Annotated in this window: 11 protein-coding genes; 3 read left to right on the top strand and 8 right to left on the bottom strand. The window is 68.8% G+C overall.

The features are described 5' to 3' along the window. Positions 1–168: 168 nt before the first annotated feature. The gene (locus OHB24_RS15500; RefSeq protein ID WP_327639717.1) at positions 169–1,560 is read left to right on the top strand and encodes a protein kinase domain-containing protein; all 1,392 of its coding nucleotides are present in this window, start codon (positions 169–171) and stop codon (positions 1,558–1,560) included. Here the strand turns inward: OHB24_RS15500 and OHB24_RS15495 are convergent, their stop codons facing one another. From OHB24_RS15495 to OHB24_RS15475, 5 genes are all read right to left on the bottom strand, one after another. Continuing rightward, positions 1,561–3,600, bottom strand: a complete 2,040-nt coding sequence (locus OHB24_RS15495) for a transglutaminase family protein (protein WP_327639716.1) — start codon at positions 3,598–3,600, stop codon at positions 1,561–1,563. Next, positions 3,597–4,724: a DUF58 domain-containing protein gene (locus OHB24_RS15490; RefSeq protein WP_327639715.1), complete on the bottom strand. Its 1,128-nt coding sequence runs from the start codon at positions 4,722–4,724 to the stop codon at positions 3,597–3,599. Before OHB24_RS15490 ends, OHB24_RS15495 begins: the two co-directional genes overlap by 4 nt. Next, complete coding sequence (locus tag OHB24_RS15485; protein WP_327641071.1) at positions 4,721–5,719, bottom strand: AAA family ATPase; 999 nt, start codon at positions 5,717–5,719, stop codon at positions 4,721–4,723. The genes OHB24_RS15490 and OHB24_RS15485 overlap by 4 nt, the downstream gene beginning before the upstream one ends. After that, positions 5,719–8,046 carry a fibronectin type III domain-containing protein gene (locus tag OHB24_RS15480; protein WP_327639714.1) on the bottom strand — a complete coding sequence of 776 codons (2,328 nt, stop codon included), beginning with the start codon at positions 8,044–8,046 and terminating at the stop codon, positions 5,719–5,721. The genes OHB24_RS15485 and OHB24_RS15480 overlap by 1 nt, the downstream gene beginning before the upstream one ends. Before the next feature lie 89 nt (positions 8,047–8,135). After that, positions 8,136–9,494, bottom strand: coding sequence for a BTAD domain-containing putative transcriptional regulator (locus OHB24_RS15475; protein WP_327639713.1), 1,359 nt, complete (start codon positions 9,492–9,494; stop codon positions 8,136–8,138). Between the two features lie 234 nt (positions 9,495–9,728). Here OHB24_RS15475 and OHB24_RS15470 point away from each other — a divergent pair, with 234 nt between their 5' ends. After that, entirely contained in the window at positions 9,729–10,274 is a 546-nt protein-coding gene (locus OHB24_RS15470) for a DUF2231 domain-containing protein (RefSeq protein WP_327639712.1), read from the top strand. Here the strand turns inward: OHB24_RS15470 and OHB24_RS15465 are convergent. From OHB24_RS15465 to OHB24_RS15455, 3 genes are read right to left on the bottom strand one after another with little or no spacing between them, the layout of a single operon-like run. Further along, on the bottom strand, positions 10,271–11,872 hold the full coding sequence (locus OHB24_RS15465; protein WP_327639711.1) for an arylsulfatase: 1,602 nt from the start codon (positions 11,870–11,872) through the stop codon (positions 10,271–10,273). The two genes, OHB24_RS15470 and OHB24_RS15465, sit on opposite strands and share 4 nt — an antisense overlap. Positions 11,873–11,905: 33 nt before the next feature. Further along, positions 11,906–13,222 (bottom strand): Gfo/Idh/MocA family protein, encoded by a 1,317-nt coding sequence (locus OHB24_RS15460; protein ID WP_327639710.1) that lies wholly within the window; start codon positions 13,220–13,222, stop codon positions 11,906–11,908. 26 nt (positions 13,223–13,248) lie between these two features. Beyond that, a complete protein-coding gene (locus tag OHB24_RS15455) occupies positions 13,249–14,427 on the bottom strand; it encodes an outer membrane protein assembly factor BamB family protein (RefSeq protein ID WP_327639709.1) in 1,179 nt (392 codons plus the stop codon). A 390-nt stretch (positions 14,428–14,817) separates the two neighbouring features. Here OHB24_RS15455 and OHB24_RS15450 point away from each other — a divergent pair, with 390 nt between their 5' ends. Further along, complete coding sequence (locus OHB24_RS15450; RefSeq protein WP_327639708.1) at positions 14,818–18,576, top strand: PKD domain-containing protein; 3,759 nt, start codon at positions 14,818–14,820, stop codon at positions 18,574–18,576. The last annotated feature ends 98 nt before the right edge of the window (positions 18,577–18,674 follow it).

The raw sequence follows: 18,674 nt of genomic DNA, 5'->3' as shown, positions 1-18,674 counted from the left end.
AGACCGCTTGCAGCATGTGGCCAGTGTGTGGCCGCAGGCGCCAGGTTGGCGGCGTACGACCTGTTCACGCGGGAAGATAGTCAGGTGACCGACAAGGCAGGACCTGACTCCGCTCCGGCGCTTCCGGGGTGCACAGGCGTGGTCCTGGTCCGTTCTGGGATCCCGAGGGTGTATCGGTGCCTGCGGCAAGGGACTGCGGCCAGTGCGCTGGTTTACCCGGTCCGCGTCGATGCGAGCACTGCGGCGGCGTTCAACAAGCAGGCGAAGGCGCTGCAGGGAGTCGACCATCCGCACGTCGCGCCGGTGCTGGAGTCCGGTGTCACTGACGGATCCCCGTATCTGATCAGCATTGCTGACGCGGGAACTCTGGCGGAGCAGGTGCGTAGCCAGCTGCGCTCACCTGCTGATCTGGCTGTGCTCGGTCGTCAGCTCGCGGACGGTCTGGCTGCTCTGCACGGTGCTGGGCTGATTCACGGTGGTCTCACGCCTGGTGCGGTGGTTCTGCTACCGGACGGGCGTCCGCAGCTGTCTGCGCTCACTCTCGGGCTGGGACAGCACACTGGGCACGCCGCGTTGAACTCACCGAGTCAGCTGTACGTCGCCCCGGAGACGTTGCGGGACGGCACGCTCACTGCGTCGTCCGATCTGTACGCGCTGGGTGCAGTGCTGCACGCTGCGATCAGCGGGAAGCCGCCGCTGGCTGCACGGATGGGTGAGACGGCCGGCGAACACATCCTGCGCGTACTGAACGAGCCGCCGGCGCGTCTCGAAGTACTGCCGGACAAGTTCGCGGAGGTGATCGCGCTGCTGCTGGAGAAGGACCCGGCGAAGCGACCCGTGTCCGCGGAGGTCGTCGCCGCAGCTCTCGCAGCGTTGGCAACCCCGACGACCTCGCCGATCCCGCCCGTACGCCCCGTCACCGCCAAACCGACCAAACAGGCCGCCCCCGCCACACCACCCCTGCCGCGGCCCGCAGTCATGTCCCGAACCACTCTCCGCTCATGGCCCACACCCAATCCCGCTCCCCAGCAACAACCCACCGCCCCCGCCCCACAGCCCGCACCCGCTCCAACACAGACGTCCGCTCCGCAGCAACAGCCCGCCCCAGCCGTCCCACCACCACCCGCTGCTGGACCACCAGCTACCAGCGGAGGTAAGCGACGCAACTGGCTACTTGTGGGGGCGAGTGTTGTTGTCGCGGCCGCCGTCATCACGACGTTCGCCCTGGTCAACCGTAAAGGGCAAACCGACACGCCCCCGCTCAGCGCCCCGAGCCCCACCACAGCCTCCACACCAGCGCTCGCAGTCAAGCTGAACCCACCAGCAGACCACAGCACCTACGTAGAACTCAGCTGGAGCGGCCCGTCCGACGTGAACTACGCGGTCGTCACCGCCCAGGTCGGTCAACCCGCAGAAGTCAAGCTCGTCTATAAACACACCAAGTACCGCGTCGCGGTCGTCCCCGGAATCCAGTACTGCTTCGCCGTCCAAGCCACCGACGGCATCAACAAGATGGAGACCGACCCGCGACCGATCCGCGACGCCCAGTGCGAGCGCTGATCACCCGATCAGGCTGCGCACGCTGAACGTCGTACGGATCCGCTCCGACAACCGCCCCTCGGCCAACCCGCGCTGAGCCTTGCGTACGGCGGACCACGCGAACTCCCGGTCCGGATCGGAGTCCTGCCCCGACCACAGCGCCCGGTCCAGACACCCGGCCAGCAACGTCATCGCCTGCGACACCGCTCCTTCCGAGTCACGTGCGAGGTCCCGTGCCGTAGCAGCCGGCGTCACCCGTATGCCGTGATCCCGCAGCAGGTCACGTGCCTCGGCCCACGCGCCAAGCGTCCCGTGCCGCCTGCGCCGCCGACGACGTACCGCCTTGGCCAGCGGCACACCGATGATCCACAGCAGGACCAGGCCCGCGAGCGCAGCCACGACCACGGCCAGCGCGAACCAGCCCGGCCAGTGAGGCGCCCTCTGCGGGTCCTCCGGGAACGGCAGCGTCGGCTCGGACTGGTGCTCGCGCTCGATCTCCTTCTTGGGCGGCAACTGCTTCCGCACGGTCTCCGCAGCGCCTGCCAGCCCACCACCCGCCTTGGACGTGGTGGTCCCGGTCGGGTCGAGCGGCACCCAGCCCACACCTGTCACCGCGACCTCGGGCCACGCGAGTACGTCGCGGTTGCGGATCACGTACGTCCCGTCCGGGCTCGGTGTGCCCGGCTGCTTGAACCCGACGACGAGCCGTGCCGGCAGCCCGAGCAGGCGCGCCATCACGACGTACGCCGCCGCGAACTGCTCCGACGTACCGCGCTTGCTGCGCAGCAGGAAGTGGTTGAGCTGCGGGTACCCGTGGCCGGTCGGGAGGTTCTCACCGGTGGCCAGCTTGTAGTTCGTCCGCAGGTACTTCTCCAGGACAAGTGCCAGCTGGAACGACGGCCGCACGTCGCCGGCGATGCTGCGCGCCAACTCGTCGATGCCCACTGGCACCTCACCGAGATCCGCGTTGCTGCCCAGGTCCGAGTCAACACCGGACGACGCCAGCCGATCCGAGTCGATCGTCGGCTCGGCCCAGTTGACCCGGTACTGCGACGGTCGCTTCTGCTCGGCGAGCAACGCACCGGACGCCGGGTCGACCAGCAGCGGCACGTCATCCACCACCGACAGCGTCCGCGTCTGGCTGGGCAGCCACGGCAACGACCAGTCCGCCAGCGCTACGTCCGCCGACTGCCGTCGTACCGGCACCGTCACGTGCGAGTCGAGTGGCAGTTCGCGTCCGAGGCGCTGGAACTTCGGTGCAGCCGTCCAAGCGACACCATCGAAGTTGTCCAGGGCAATCACCGGCCAGCGGTCGACTGGACCATCAGCTCGGGCGGTGAACACCACGGTGTCCGGCGAGTGCAGGCGCGCGGCGATCTCGGTCAGCGGGTTGCTGAGCACAGTGGGCGAGTCAGGCGGACTCGGCTTGGCCAGATGCATCGCAGTGGACGCCGGCAACGTCAGTCCGAGAGTGCTGGCACCAACCGCCATCGCAGCGAGTGCAGCCATCAGACGTACCCAGGCAGCGCGCTCACTCGGCCACTGCACCAGCACCAACGCGAAACAGCCAGCGAGCGCCAGACCAACGAGTACTGCGTCCAGTCCGGTCACAGTGACGTACGCCTGCGACAGACCGGCCACCACAACCGCAGGCAGCAACGCCAACAGTCGAGACCGCTGCAAAACGCGCGCACCCACCAGACAGGCGAGCAGAACCAGCACCGGCACAAACGCGACCAGATCCGGCGACGGAGCGGCCGGCCACGTCGACTCGAGCGTACGGCGCCAACCGGACGTCACCGCATCCCACAGAGACACCGGCCTCCGAGCAGCACCAGGTATGACAGCCAGCAGTGCGACGACTCCACCGACCAGTGTCAGCGGCACCCGCCAGCGAGCAACCTGTGGTCGATGCAGGATCGCTTCCTCAACCAGGTAAGCAACTACGGCGACCGCCAGCATCGGCCAGAGCACAGCCGACGTACCGAACAGCGGCGCAAACAGCAGCCCCGCCACCACACCGGCAGCAAGCACTCCAACGATCGGTAGCCGTCGTGTCATGCGGGTACGGCGTTCCAGGCGTCGACGGCGTTCTGGGCTGCGTCTGCGTGGATGACGTGGACTCCTGCGCCGGTATGCAGCGCCGGCTCGTTGTGGGTCAGGTCGATGCACACCACCGGGCGGTACCTCGACCTGAGGTTCGGAACCTCGGCCAAACCCGCGGTGTCCCCGGTCAGCACGACCAGTGCGCCGCCGTCACGTGCAACCGGCAATGACTCGAGCAGGTTGGTGTTGGTCGTCGCCTGCTCGACCCTGGCGAGCTCGTCGAGCAGATCGCTGACGGACTGTACGTCGTGGTCCGTGCCGCAGGGCGTGGTGAGCCGCAGCCGCTGACCGGACTGTGCAGCAACCACCAGGATCGACGCCGCGACCGAAACAGCAGTGTCGAACTGGTCCGCGGTCAGTGCTGTCGTACGCGTGTCCAGCAACACCTGCAGTCGCGGCTGGTCCGGGTCGACGTACTCACGGACCATCAGCCGACCTGCCCGCGCGGACGCCTTCCAGTGCACGTGACGGACCTCGTCACCGGGCACGTACTCGCGCAGCCGACGCAGGTCGATCGAACCGCGCAGCGGACCAGCAGACACCGGCCCGACGAAGTGATGCCGCTGCCGGATACCAGTCGCCGTACGAGCGGCGTACCGCTTCGGGTGGACGAGAAGCGTTGCTGTGCTACCGATCGAGACCTGACAGGACACGAGGCCGAACGGGTCCGAGCGGCGCAGCAGCAACGGCCCGACGGGCAGTGGTCCACGACGAGCGGTCGGCAGCTCGTAGTGGTACGTCGCAACGCCGTTGGGCGCCAGTGCTGTGACCGCAACCTCGGACTGGTGCGCACCAGCGGTGTCCGCGGCAACGAACGCCGGCTGTCGCCGCGTGGACTCGTTGCGCACCATCAGCCGCGCCAACGCAGGCTGACCGCACTCGACGCGGTCCGGGTACAGCACGCGCTCCACAGTCACCTTCGGACGACGTACGACGGTCAACACGCTGATGAGCAACGCAGCAAGACCTGCTCCGGCCAGCACTCGCAGCACGGGGTAGCCGAGCAGCTGACCCGCCACCAGCAAGGCGATCGAGCCGACCATCACTCCCCAGGCTCGCGTCGTGAGCCTGGTCCTCATGACACGACGCCAAGAGCCCGCTTGAGGTCGCGCCGTACCGGATTGCCAGGTGCTGGGGTGTCTTCGAGTACGTCGTCCACAACGCTCTCCGGCGTACGACGGGCCAGTGCGGCGTCCGCGGTCAGCACCAAGCGGTGCGCCAGTACGGGATGCGCGATGCTCTTCACGTCGTCCGGTGTCACGAACGACCGCCCGTCGGTCGCGGCGATCGCACGGGCCGCGCGGATGAGGGCGATGCTGCCGCGCGGGCTGGCGCCGTACCGGACCGCACTGTGGAGCCGGGTCGCCGCGGCGAGACGTACTGCGTAGGCCATCACCGCCTCGTCGACGTACACCGACCTGACGGCCGCGATGACGCCGCGGAGCGTGTCCGGGTCGATCACCGGCTCCAGGTCGTCCGGTGTCGGTCCCGCGCCGTCCAGCGCGACCACCTCGACCTCGGCGTCCAGGTCCGGGTAACCGATCTCGATCCGCAGCAGGAAGCGGTCCAGCTGCGCCTCCGGCAGCTGGTACGTGCCTTCCATCTCGATCGGGTTCTGCGTGGCCAGCACCATGAATGGGTCCGGTACGCGACGGGTGTCGGCGTCGACAGTGACCTGCCGCTCGGCCATGACCTCGAGCAGGGCGGACTGCGTCTTCGGCGTACCGCGGTTGACCTCGTCGGCGAGTACGACGTTCGCGAAGACGCCACCGGGGTGGAACACGAACTTGCCCTTGCCCTGGTCGTACACGACGACGCCGGTGATGTCGCCGGGCAGCAGGTCCGGGGTGAACTGGATGCGGCTCCAGCGGCCGCCGATGCTGCGCGCGAGACTGCGAGCCAGACTGGTCTTCCCCAGCCCGGGCAGGTCCTCGATCAGCAGGTGCCCGCCGGCGAACAGCGTCGCGATCGCCAGCCGGACCACCTGCGGCTTGCCGCGGATCACCCGCTGGATGTTCGCGGAAATCAGCTCGTACGCCTGCTGCGGCTCCATACCGTGCCCCGCCTCCCGCATCACCACTGCGCATCCTTCCGTCGACGCGAGGTACGTCGTACTCGTGCGGCCGACGCACTCGCCGGTGGCAGGGCCGGCGCCGCGGATGCCGGAGCAGCCGTGGTGGAGCCGGCTGCACCGGTAGCGGTCGGGCTGCTGCTGTTGTTGCGCTCCCGTGTGATCGCCTTGACCGTGAAGGTCAGCTGAAGAGCGGAGAGACCGGTGTAGCGAGTGCTGGTCGTTGTCACCGTCCGGTCCTGCTGACCGGTAGCAGAGACGACGTAGTGCACCAGTTGGCCGCCGTTGAGGTTCGGTGCGGTCCACTTGAGCGACACCGAGCCCGTGCCCGGAGTGGCGGTCACCTTCGGCGCTGCGGCCGGTGAGTACGGGTAGACGGTGCGCGTCGCCGCAGAGCGCGGTGAGGTGCCCGCACTGTTCGTGGCCGTCACCCTGTAGCTCACGCCTTTGCCCAACGCCGGCTTCAGCGAAATTGAGCTCTGGTACGTCTGCGCCTGTGTCTTCGACCCGTCCGATCCGAGCACTGTGTATCCGGAAATCGTGTAGTCGGAGGTGCTCGGTGCGGTCCAGGACACGGTGACAGAGCCGTCTGCCTTGGTAGCTACACCGACCTTGGTCGGCGCGCTCGGCGGCTCGGCTTTCCCGCCGCTCATCTGAGTCACCTTCGAGTCCACGGCCGGTCCGGTCCCGACACGGTTGGTCGCGGACACCGTGAAGATGTATTCGCCGAAGCTCAGCAGTTCGCTGAAGCTGTGGCTGCGGGTGCTGCCGGCGACGGTGATCGACCCCGAGGCTGGGAGGCCGACCACGTAGGTCCCTGGCGCGGTCCGGAAGCTCACCTTGTAGCCGGTGATCGCAGCTCCGTTCGCTCGCGCCGCCGACCAACTGACGGTCGCCTTGCCGTCACCTGGCTTGGCAGCGACCGATCCGGGCGCACCCGGCCTGGCCGGCGGCGGTGAGGTCGGCTTCGACGTCGGTTTGCTGGTCGGTTTCGCCGTCGGCTTGATCGGCGGCGGCGTGGTCGGCCTGGTCGTCTCGGTCTTCCCGGGCTTGCGCTCCGTGGGCTCCACGGTCTCGGTACGGCGAGGCTTCTCCGGGCCGACAGTCACCTGGATCGGCGGCAGGATCGGCTTACGGGTCGGCGGCGTGGACGGCGGTGTGGAGGTCGGCGTCGACGTCGGCGTACTGCTGGGGGTCGGAGTGCTCGGGCTCGGGGTCGGCTTCTGGGTGGCCGAGGGCGACACCGGCTTGTTGCCGCCGTCGACGTCCACCTCGCTCACGGTCCCGTCGCCGTCGACCACGGTCACGACCTCACCGGTCTCGTCGTCGATGTAGATCCGGCCGTCCTGCCCGGCGGTCACCCGCGGCCCGCCCTTGTGGTCGCCCTTCTTCTTGCTGAGCTCATGGGTGTGCAGCGGCTTGCCGTCAGGTGCGAACGTCCGAACGACCCGCTTGTCGGTGTCCAGTACCGCGACAGCAGCACCGGTCGCAGCAACAGCGTCGTACCGCCCCGGGGGCAGGTTGATGCTCTCGGCCTTCTTGGCACCAGCAGCGTCGACCAGTAGCAGCCGCTGACCAGCGAGGATCGGGATGCGTCCGTTGACGTCCGACTGAGCTACGACGGAGGTGGTCGGCAACGACCCGGTGACGTCCATCGGCACCGCACGGCCGGCCGTTTCACCGGTCAGCGGGGTCAGGGTCCGCTTGGACAGGTTGGCGAACGCAGGCTTGCCGGCCACGCTCAGCAGCGCACCGGCATCGCCGGCCTGTGAAGGCAGCTGACACGCCAGCGTGGTCGAGCCCGGCGCCAGCTGGCAGAACTGCTCGGCGTTGCGCAGCCACAGCGCACCATCGGCGGTAGCGATCGCGCTGGTCACCACACTGCCCACGGTGATCGTCTGCTGCTGGTCACCGAGCCGGACGATCTGACCGTGCTGCCGGTAGACCAGGTACGGGCCGCCCTGCGCCTCGATACCGATCGGTTCCTCCGAGATCCCGATCCGGACCGTGCTCTTCACAGTCAGGTCGGACTTGCCGAACACGATCACGCCGTCCGCGCGGACGACGTACCCGTTGGTGCTGCCCTGGACGACCTGGCTGCCGGCCTCGGTCTGGACGCCGCGGACCTCGGCGTCGACGCTCTTGCCGCCGCCGTCGACCCGGAAGACCGCGCCGACCGTCGCGTTGTAGACCCAGTGACCGGCCTGCTGGAAGGCGACCGCGGGGGCGCCGCGACCCAGCGCGGACAGGCCGACGAACGTCCCGAGGATCAGGGCCGCGACCGTCCACCACGCAACGGGCCGACGGATCGCGCGAGCAATACGGGTCATGGGTTAGAAGGTGCCTCTCATCTGTCCAGCTGCGGTACAGCGGCGATACATCCGGCCACGAGTCGTCCGGAAGCGGTCGTCAGCACGTCTCACGAGGCGACTGTCGACCGCGCGGGGTCCTCTGGTTCACCCAGCTCGGCGAGAGCCGCACGGGCCTCGCCTGCGGTCGGCGACTCAGGCAGCAGTCGCAGCGCTCGGCGCAGGTACTCCGCTGCCTGCTGACGCGCACCGGCGCTCGCCTCGGCCAGGGCCAGGTTGACCAGCACAGTGCCTTCGGCATCCCGGTCGCCGTGCACCGACGCGATCGCCAGCGCGGCGGTGAACTCAGCACGTGCGTCGTGGACCCGACCGCACCGCGTCTGCGCGATCCCGAGGATGTTGCGGGTGATGAGCTCGCCGTACCAGTCCTTGGCGGCACTGGTCGCCGCGGCGACCTCAGCAACCAGCGGAGGCCAACCCGGCACGTCACCACCGGTCTCGATGAACTGGTGTACCGCTGTGGTCAGCAGCCACGCGTTGGACACCTCGTTCGCCGCCAGCAGTTGGCTGATGGCAGTGGTGAACTCGACATGCCGCGTGGTGAACCAGTGGTGGGCCGCAGCCGCGTGCTGTCCGTTCAGCGCACCGGCAGCATCCAGCACGGTCCGCACGTACGCATCAGGTCCGGGTGCCTCCGGCTTGACCGCCTCAGGCTTCGGCTCCTCCGGTACGTCGGCCAACAACTGCTGCTGCAACCCACGGAGCTCCGGCCCCGGCTCGGTGCCCAGCTCGTCCACGAGCGCGGTCCGGGCCTTCTGGTACGTCGCGAGCGCGTCAGCACGCCGTCCCGCGTCCCGGTACGCCACGAGCAGCCGCACCCAGTTCGTCTCCCGCAGCGGGTCCTCGGTCGTCAGGCTCTTGCACAGCGCGATCGCGTCGGCGAAGCGCGACGTACCGATCAACGCATCCGCCAGCCGCTCCCGGACCGACCAGTGCAGCTCGGCCAGCCGCACCACCTCCGGCTGGTGCCCGTCAGTGACGAGCCCCTCGTACGGCGTACCTCGCCAGAGCGATTGTGCCGACTCCAGCTGCTTGACCGCTGTCGTCGCGTCGCCCGAGGCCAGGGCCTCATCACCTGCCGCCAGCAGCGCCTTCAGCCGGTCGGAGTCCAGCTCACCGGCGTCCACCCGGATCCGGTACGCCTTGGAGCGGCTCTCGATCCGCTGGCCGTCCGCACCGAGCGGTGGGAGGGCTCTACGGAGCTGCCAGATGTATGTGCCGATGTTGCGCTCTGCCGACACCGGAGGGGTCTTACCGGCCCAGACCGTGTCGATGATCTCGCCTACAGCGACCCACGTGTTCGCCTTCACCAACAGCAGCGCGAGCAGCGCGCGGGGCTTGTCGGCACGGATATAGCTGGTCGCATCGGTGCCATCGATCTCCACCGGCCCCAGCACCCGGAACAACACCGCCGCACCACCTCCACCTGCGCTGGACTCACACCGAACCACTCCGACGCAACGACCCACCAGGCGGTTCCGTACCCACCGCCCACGTTTCGCTACAGAAGGTAACTACCCGTCAGCATGCCGCGCCACCCCCATCAAACCGGAATCCTGGGTCAGCCAGCGCTAAGGTCGCCGGGCACCCCGCCCCCGGCTAGATGCTTCCGGGGGTGACGGGCGTGCGCGTATCTTGAGAGCGTGGCGTCGAGATCGTTGCCGCGGCGTGCGGTTCGCGCGGTGGGTGAAAGCTCGCTCTCTGAGCGCGTGGCGCGCGCTCAGGAGTTCGCTTATGCGCCGTTGATCGACTGGGTACGGCGCACTCCGCTGCACACCGACGTACTAGGTCACTCGATCCATCCGTCGCTGACCAACGTGACCGCCGGCTGCTGGCTCGGCACGACCCTTCTCGACCTCGCCGGTGGATCCGAATCGCGTCGCGGGGCGGCGCTCCTCGCCGGGTTCGGAGTACTGGCGTCCGTGCCGACGGCCATCGCAGGCGCCGCCGACTGGGCGGATCTCTCAGGCTCCGACCGCCGGATCGGAGCGATCCACGCACTCGGCGCGGACACCGCGATCGTCCTCTTCACCGGCTCACTCGTCGCACGTCTCCGCGGCAAGCACCGGACCGGCACGAAGCTCGCCCTGGCCGGAAACCTCGTCATAGCAGGCGCGGGCTTCCTCGGCGGACACCTAGCTCTGAACCGCGGAACCGCCCGCCGAGACTCCTTTGCCGAGAGCAACTAACTCCGCCGGCTGGAAAGCTGTACGTCGCTGACGTGGCCGAAACCTTCGCCGGTCGCCCGGAGCACCTGCTCGCGGGGCAGCACATCGCAGCGGTCGGCCCACTCCTGCCACTGTGCCGACATCGCCAGTACCCGATCGGGATGGAACGCACGCAGATCCGTCAGCTCGGTGCGGTCCGAGGCCAGGTCGTACAGTTCCCAGTCCCCGGGGTACTTACGGACGAGTTTCCACCAGCCGATTCGGATGGCGGCGTTCCCCTCGTGCTCGAAGTACAGCGGATGCTCCGGTGTCGGCGTACCGCGCCACGAGTCCAGCATGCTCAGACCCTCTAGCGGCAGCACATCGCGGGGATAGCCGGCCCCGGTGATCTCCAGTACGGTCGCCAGCACGTCGGGCAGCTGATGCGGATCATGATCGGTACCGCGGCGCAGCCCGCCACCGGGCCAGTGCACGATCATCGGAGTCGCGATGCCGCCCTCGTGCACCCAGTGCTTGTACTCCCGGAACGGAGTGTTGGACAGGTTCGCCCACGGCTTGCCGTACGACGCGAACGTCTCAGGGCCGCCCGGTGTGACAGTGGTGTCGTTGCCACGCCGTACGCGCCGTCCGTCTCGCGTCCGGGCAGGGGTGTGGATGGGGCGACGTGACAGCTCATCCACCCAGCCGGTCGGGATCTCCTCCGCGCAGCCACCGTTGTCGGACAAGAACATGATCACGGTGTCGTCCAGCTGACCGGTCCGGGTCAGTGCCTCGACCAGGGTGCCGACCGCGGCATCCATCAGCTCGATCTGTGCGGCGTACACCTCCATCCGCTGCTCCTGCCAGTCCGTGTCGGCGGTCCCCGCCCACGGCACGACCTCGGCGTCTCGCTCGCTGAGCGGCCAACTGCCGTCGATCAACCCGGACTCGACTTGTCGCTGGTATCGCCGCTGCCGCAGCACGTCCCAGCCCTCGTGGTACCGGCCGCGGGTGCGAGCGACCGCGTCCGGCGGCGCGTGCAACGGCCAGTGCGGCGCGTTGAACGGCAGGTAGAGGAAGAACGGATCGGTGCTGGCCTGCGAGTGCTCGGTGACGAACGCGGCAGCGCGCCGGCCGAGCTCCTCGGTCAGGTAGAAGTCCTCGGGAAGCTCCCCGACAGGCTCAGTGCCGCAGGTCAGCGTCGCCGGATCGTAGTAGCTGGCTGCGCCGGCGATGATCCCCCAGAAGGAGTCGAAACCGCGCTGGGTCGGCCAATGCCCGTCCGGCGCGTGCAGGCTCCCGGTGAGGTGCCACTTGCCGCGGATGGCCGTTGTGTATCCGGCCGCGCCCAGTACCTCCGCCATCGTGGCGCACCGGTCGTTGATCGTGCCCGGGTAGCCCAGCGGTCTGTCGTCTTCGACCAGTACGCCGATGCCGGTCTGATGCGGATGCAGTCCGGTGAGCAGTGAGGCGCGGGCGGGAGAACAGCGCGCGGTGTTGTAGAACTGCGACATCCGAACACCACCGGCCGCCAGCGCATCCAGGTTGGGAGTGTCGATCTCACCGCCGTAGCACCCAAGGTCTGAGTAGCCCATGTCGTCGACCATGATCAACACGATGTTGGGGCGGGTGCTCGGCACGTTTCCTCCGTGTCGGTTGGAGTTAGTGAGACGTCAGACCACGGGCTGCAGCTCGGCGAGCTCGACCCAGCGGTGCTGCTGCCGGGCGCGTTCGGCGGCGAAGACCAGCAGGTGGCCGTTGACCGAGTCGGCGAGCTGGGTGCTCGACACGCTGGCCGGCTCACCGCGTACGACTCGGACGAAGTCCTCGACGAGCCGATGATCACCGCCACCGTGCATGTCGTTGGTCACCGACGTGGCGATGATCTCCTCGTCGAACGAAGCAGCTCCGTCGGTGCGAATACGGCGTACCCGAAGCGTCCCATCCTCCAGCGCACCGGAGATCTCACCCGTGGTCCCGACGACGTGGAGCGTGCGGCTCGACGCCGGTGTGTTGGTCGCCAACGCGAACGACCCGATGACCCCGTCGGCGAACTCGACACTCACGGTCTGACGATCGAGTACGTCGTTGTCGGCATGCCACACGCACCGGCCGTAGCGGTTGTCGGTACGCAACGACTCGAGCTTCTGGTCCAGGTCGAGGTCAGGGCTCAGGTGCTCGGCCTGCTCCCAGATGTACTCCGGCCACTTCTTCAGGTCGACGTACAGCCGCTGAGCCGAGTACGAGCACGTCGCCTCGATCGAGCAGTCGGACAGGCACCGCGTCCCTGCGCCGTGCGGCGCCCGCTCGGGTACGAACATGCCGCGGGATCCCGAGCTGGCGACGCGGGCCGGGGCCGCGGCGTTGCACAGCCAGGTCATCAGATCCAGGTCGTGGCAGCACTTGGCCAGGAGCATCGACGAACCCGACTGCTCGGAGTTGCCCCAGCGACCACGCACGAACGCCATCGACATGTGGTCGTAGCTGACGTGCTCGGCCATCTCGATGCTCAAGGGCTCGCCGATCTCGCCGGCGACGATGCGGCGCTTGGCTTCGCTGTAGAACGGTGCGTAGCGCAGCACGTGGCAGATCATCAAGGTCCGCCCGGACGCCCGCTGCGCCTCCGCCAAGGCCATGAGCTCCGGCGCGCTCTGCGCGATCGGCTTCTCCAACAACACGTCGTACCCGGCGGCCAGCAGGTGGATGGCGGTGGGCACATGGTCCTGGTCCATCGTGGCGTCGATCGCCACCTCTGCGACCGCGCCCGCGTCCGGAAGGTCGGTCAGGGACGAATACCGGGCTGCCTGGGGGATCCCGAACTCGGCACCCCACCGCTCGCGACGCGTCGGATCAGGCTCGACGATCGCGGTGATCGCCAACTCGTCGGGCGCGACCTGTGCGTAGCGCGAGTAGAGCACCCCGCGATGTCCGGCGCCGACGAGCACGGCGCGCACCGGCGCGGAGGAACGGGACGACGGGACTGTCTGCATCTATCGCTTTCTTTCTCTCGGCTGGCTCATTGGACCGTGATCCGGTGGACCTCGACGTACCCGCCTCGGCCGACGACCAACCACCTGTCGGAGACGTCGGCGAGGGCTACGCCTTGCAGGCTCGGCGAGCACGGTGCACCGGTGCGGTCCACCGCGATCGTCCCAACGAGGTAGTAGTCGTCCTTGTCGGTTTGCTGTGTGTCGCCGAGGATGCCCCAGATGTACGGCCCGACGCCGTACGCCGCCCTGAACTCGAGACCCTTCGGCCGATGCTTCCCCTTGGCGGGCGAGCCTTTGGGCAAGGCCTGGGTGACGAAACCGTTCGGACCCTTCGCCCACCAGGCGACGCCGTTGTCCCAGACGAGCAACGGCGGATCGCTCGCCACCACGGTCGGCACGGTGTCGGTATCGAAAGCGAGTGGCTCACCATCGGACAACCGGATCACGTCGACATCCGTGCGGTCCGCGTGTTGCAGCACGGTGTGGTCGCCGGCCGTTGCCTCGTGTTCGTGCGGTCCGCGCGACTGATGCATACCGGTCCAGCGCGTCGTCCCGGTCCGCGCATCCCGGACCTCCATGTTCCAGCCCGACGGCGTCCGCCTCGCGACGACGACCGAGTTCCCGTCACCCGAGACTCCGACGACATCTGCGGCACGCCACAGCTCGGCGCCGGTCTTGGCGTCGAGCGCGATCGTGGTCGGTGACTGGCCCGTGGTCGGCCAGCCGGGGCCGAACGGCGCGCTGACGGTCGCCAGTACGACGGACTCCGCCACGGCCGTGACCATCGTGCGCTCAGTGGACGGGGTCGCAACGGCCCGAAAACCCCAGACCGGATCGCCCGTCCGTACGTCAACACCGGCGACCCCGCTGGTCGTCGTACCCCCAGGCGCAGACGCAACCGAAACCGGCAGCACGTCCCCGGCAACCTGCACCGTCGGCCGCTGAACCATCGCCGCCACGTTGCCCAGAAACCCCGGGCCGACGGCGCAAATCCAGACGGCCCCCAGTTCCGGCACCACTATCGGTTTCTTGCCGTCGATCACCCACTTCACCGCACCGTCCGGCGCGCTGAAACAGCAGACCCGAGCATTCTCCGTCCCCGTACCGTCAACCATCACGACGGCATCCCCCACCACCCGCACCCGCCCAGGCATAGCCGCCCCCGGCGTCACCACCCGCTCCTGCCAGACCTTCTCAAGCTTCAACTTCGGCGCTGCCTTGTCCGCAGTCTCCCCACACGCCGCCAGCAGGGGCACAGACACAACCCCAAGCAGCACAGCCCGACGACGCACAAGCACGCCCCGACCGTAGCAACGCCCCAGCGCACCAACTCACGCGCCAGCCCAGCATCGAGTCCCAGGCAGCGCGGCAGGCGACCTGTTCGGCGCTGCGGTCGGCCTCGGTCTCCGCGATCCCCCCATTTCTCATCAACGAGTGATGGGTCTCACCAACGAGTAGCGGGGTTTTTCCGTAGCGTGATGAAGTCCATAACAAATGGCTCCTGGTTGCATTTTTTCCCTTCTTTTTCGGTTGACAGAGAGCGACTTGGGCTACGGTGTGCGGTCAAGGGGAGAGTCACAATCCGGGGGGCCGGCATGCCGAAACGTTTAGCGACCGCTTTTCTCGTTCTCACTACTGCGGTCGTGATGGTGCTAGGCCTGATCGCCTCGCCCGCGCGGGCAGCCGAGGGTGATCCTGCGTCCTCCGTTGTGGCGACGTGGTCCTGCACCAGCAGCCCGTGCCCGTGGGGCCCGTCGGACACCAGTAACGCTGCGGTCTGGCCGGCCGCGGCCGAGCCGGTCCGGGCCCGCTACGGCTATACCGTCTCCCACGACGTGTACGCCCCGGCGCCCAAGGTGGCGGGCTGGAAGATCACCGTCACGTCCGGCAGCGCCACGGTTTACGCGGGTCCGGCCGATGACTCGCACTCGTCGCTGGCCAATCTGCAGACAGGCGACAGCTACACCGTGCCCAGCACGCTGAGTAGCAGCAGCATCGTGAGCGTGCAGGACGGTGGGTCGTTCGAGTACACGATCACCCCCGGCGCCCCGACCGACCCGCCGCCGGCCTCCGGTGACGGCTCGGTGCTGGCCACCTGGAACTGCACCAGCAGCCCGTGCCCGTCGGGCCAGAGCTACACCAGCAACGCGGGCGTCTGGCCGGCCGCGGCTCAGCCGGTCCGCGCCCGCTACGGCTACACGGTCTCCGCCGACGTCTACGCTCCGGTGTCCATGGTGGCCGGCTGGAAGATCACCGTCGTCTCCGGCAGCGCCACGGTTTACGCGGGCCCGGCCGACGACTCGCACTCGTCGCTGGCCGCGCTGTCGGCCGGCGAGAGCTACACCGTGTCGAGCACCCTGAGCGGCAGCAGCCTCGTGAGCGTGCAGAACGATGGCGCGTTCCGGGTCACCTTCACTCCGGGCGAGCCGACCACGCCGCCGGCGTCCGGCTACGGTTCGGTGCTGGCCACCTGGAACTGCACCGGCACGCCCTGCCCGTCGGGTGCGAGCTACACCAGCAACGCGGCGGTCTGGCCCGCGACAGCCGAGCCCACCCGGGCTCGCTACGGCTACACCGTCTCCCATGACGTGTACGCACCGGCGGCGAAGGTTGCCGGCTGGAAGATCACCGTCACCTCCGGCAGCGCCGCCGTGTACGCCGGCCCGGCCGGGGACTCGCACTCGTCGCTGGCCGCGCTGTCGGCCGGCGAGAGCTACACCGTGTCGAGCACCCTGAGCGGCAGCAGCATCGTCAGCATGCAGGGTGGCTCCGCGTTCGAGTACACGCTCACCCCGGGTGCGCCGGTCACGCCCCCGCCGGCCGGCGACGGCGAGGCGGCCCAGGTGACCTGGACCTGCACCAGCAGCCCGTGCCCGTGGGGTCCGTCGGACAGCGGGTACGCCGCTGTCTGGCCGGCCGAGACCGACCCCAGCCGCGCCCGCTACGGCTACACCGCCTCGCACGACGTCTACGCGACGGCCCCGCAGGTGGCCAACTGGAAGATCACCGTCACCTCGGGCAGCGCCACCGTGTTCTCCGGCCCGGTCGGAGACTCGCACGCGTCGCTGGCCAACCTGTCGGCCGGCCAGAGCTACACCGTGCCGACCACTCTGAGCGGCAGCAGCATCGTCAGCGTGCAGAGCGGTTCGCCGTTCGAGTACGCCTTCGTGCCCGGCCCGCCGGTCCCGCCGACGCCCCCCGCCTGCACCGACCCCACCACCTGCGACCCGGTCTCCTGGGTCAACGCCCGCTGGCGCTACGCCGGCACCGGCGAGAACCCCGGTGACTGGTACGGCGGCGTGATCACCTGGCCGGTCGGCACGGCCTACCAGGGCAACGGCCGCGCCGGCGACAACGCGCGCAACGTCTACTCGGACTCGGGCGTTCCGCTCTACCCGTACATGGGTGCCTGGGCCGACGGATGCACCGTCCGGGTTGTCACCGGCCGGGTCCTGATCGTCGAGTGGGAGCGCGGTACGGACGAGTGGCGGGAGATCCGCCTGAACGCCGGCCAGGCGCACACCATCTCGCTCAGCGGCTCCGAGAACGGCGCCATGATCGAGACGGACAACGACGTCGAGCCCTTCACGGTCTCGATGAGCAACTGCACCCCGCGGCCGCTCTCGGAGTCGAACAACCACCTCCCGGTGGCGAACGCCGGTGCGCCGCAGTCGGTCGTGGCTGGTACGACCGTGACCCTGAACGGGTCCGGCACCGACGCCGACGGCGACGACCTCACCTACGCGTGGACCCAGACCGGTGGACCGGCGGTGACGCTGTCCAGTACGACGGCGGCGAAGCCGACCTTCACCGCCCCGTCCTCGGCGTCCACGCTGACCTTCAGCCTGGTGGTGCGGGACGGCAAGGCCAACAGCGCGGCGGCGACCACCACGGTGACCACCACCTCCGCGGTCAACCAGGTGCCGGTGGCGAACGCCGGTACGGCGCAGACGGTCAACACGGGTACCACGGTGACGCTGGACGGCTCCGGCAGCCGCGACGCCGACAACGACCCGCTCACCTACACGTGGACCCAGACCGGTGGGCCGGCGGTGACGCTGTCCAGCCGGACGGTGCAGAAGCCGACGTTCACCGCCCCGTCCACCAGGACCACGCTGACGTTCAGCCTGGTGGTGCGGGACGGCAAGGCCAACAGCGCCGCCGTCACCACCACGGTCACCACCAACACGGTGCCGGTGGCGAGCGCGGGGGCGGCGCAGTCAGCCGAGGCCGGCGTCACCGTGACGCTGGACGGCTCCGGCAGCCGCGACGCCGACAACGACCCGCTCACCTACACCTGGACCCAGACCGGTGGGCCGGCGGTGACGCTGTCCAGCCGGACGGTGCAGAAGCCGACCTTCACCGCCCCGGCCACACCGGCGACGCTGACCTTCAGCCTGGTCGTGCGGGACGGCAAGGTGGACAGCGCGGTGTCGACCACCACGGTGACCGTCACCGGCCCGAGCCTGGCCCGGGGCAAGACCGCCACCCAGTCGAGCACCAGCGGTACCGCGGTGGCGGCCCGGGCGGTGGACGGTAACACCAACGGCGTGTTCGCGGGCGGCTCGGTGACCCAGACCAACCTCTCCACCCAGCCGTGGTGGCAGGTCGACCTCGGTTCCGCGGCGGCCGTCTCTACGGTCACGGTGTGGAGCCGGACCGACTCGAACCGGATGGGCAGCGGCTCGGTGTTCATCTCCTCGACCGACATGAACGGCCGGTCGATGTCCTCGCTGCGGGCCGACGACTCGGTGAAGGAGATGTCGTTCTCGGCGTTCTCGTCCACCACCAACAGCCTGACCCTGAACGCGGGCAACGCCACCGGCCGGTACGTGCGGGTGCAGCTGTCGAGCATCATCGCCACCCTGAACCTGGCCGAGTTGCAGGTTCACGGCACCACCGGCGCCGTGAATCTGTCCACCAACCGGCCGGCCGCGCAGTCGTCGACCGACGTCGGCACCGCCTCCCGGGCCGTGGACGGCAACACCAACGGCATCTTCGCCGCCGGGTCGGTAAGCCGGACGGCGTCCAGCTCGCAGCCGTGGTGGCAGGTCGACCTGCTGACCAATTCCCGGGTCGGCAACGTCACGGTGCACAACCGGACCGACGCCTCGGCCGACAAGCTGAACAACGCGGTGGTGTTCCTCTCCACCGCCAGCATGTCGGGCCGGACCTACGCCCAGCTGATGGCCGACTCCACGGTGACCAAACTGAACCTCGGGGCGACGCCCGGGGCGGTCACCAGTCTGCCGACCAACACCGTGGCCCGCTACGTCAAGGTGCAGTCGCCGGCCACCAGCGCCGGTGTGATCAGCCTGGCCGAGGTCACGGTGACGGGCACCCAGCCCAACTGACGCACGACCAGGAATCCGTCTCGGTTCGTTCCATCGACGACCGCACGTCCCGGGCTCCACACCCGCCCGACCGCGCGAGCAAGCCAGCGATAACCGAG

Origin of the sequence: Kribbella sp. NBC_00482, from assembly GCF_036013725.1 — a bacterium.
GTDB lineage: Bacteria > Actinomycetota > Actinomycetes > Propionibacteriales > Kribbellaceae > Kribbella.
This window is presented reverse-complemented; position numbering and strand designations above follow the sequence as displayed.

Bases quoted from the DNA above. Each gene is read 5' to 3' on its own strand.
- OHB24_RS15495 (WP_327639716.1), bottom strand. From the start codon at position 3,600: ATGACACGACGGCTACCGATCGTTGGAGTGCTTGCTGCCGGTGTGGTG.
- OHB24_RS15460 (WP_327639710.1), bottom strand. From the start codon at position 13,222: ATGCAGACAGTCCCGTCGTCCCGTTCCTCCGCGCCGGTGCGCGCCGTG.
- OHB24_RS15490 (WP_327639715.1), bottom strand. From the start codon at position 4,724: ATGAGGACCAGGCTCACGACGCGAGCCTGGGGAGTGATGGTCGGCTCG.
- OHB24_RS15450 (WP_327639708.1), top strand. From the start codon at position 14,818: ATGCCGAAACGTTTAGCGACCGCTTTTCTCGTTCTCACTACTGCGGTC.
- OHB24_RS15485 (WP_327641071.1), bottom strand. From the start codon at position 5,719: ATGCGGGAGGCGGGGCACGGTATGGAGCCGCAGCAGGCGTACGAGCTG.
- OHB24_RS15480 (WP_327639714.1), bottom strand. From the start codon at position 8,046: ATGACCCGTATTGCTCGCGCGATCCGTCGGCCCGTTGCGTGGTGGACG.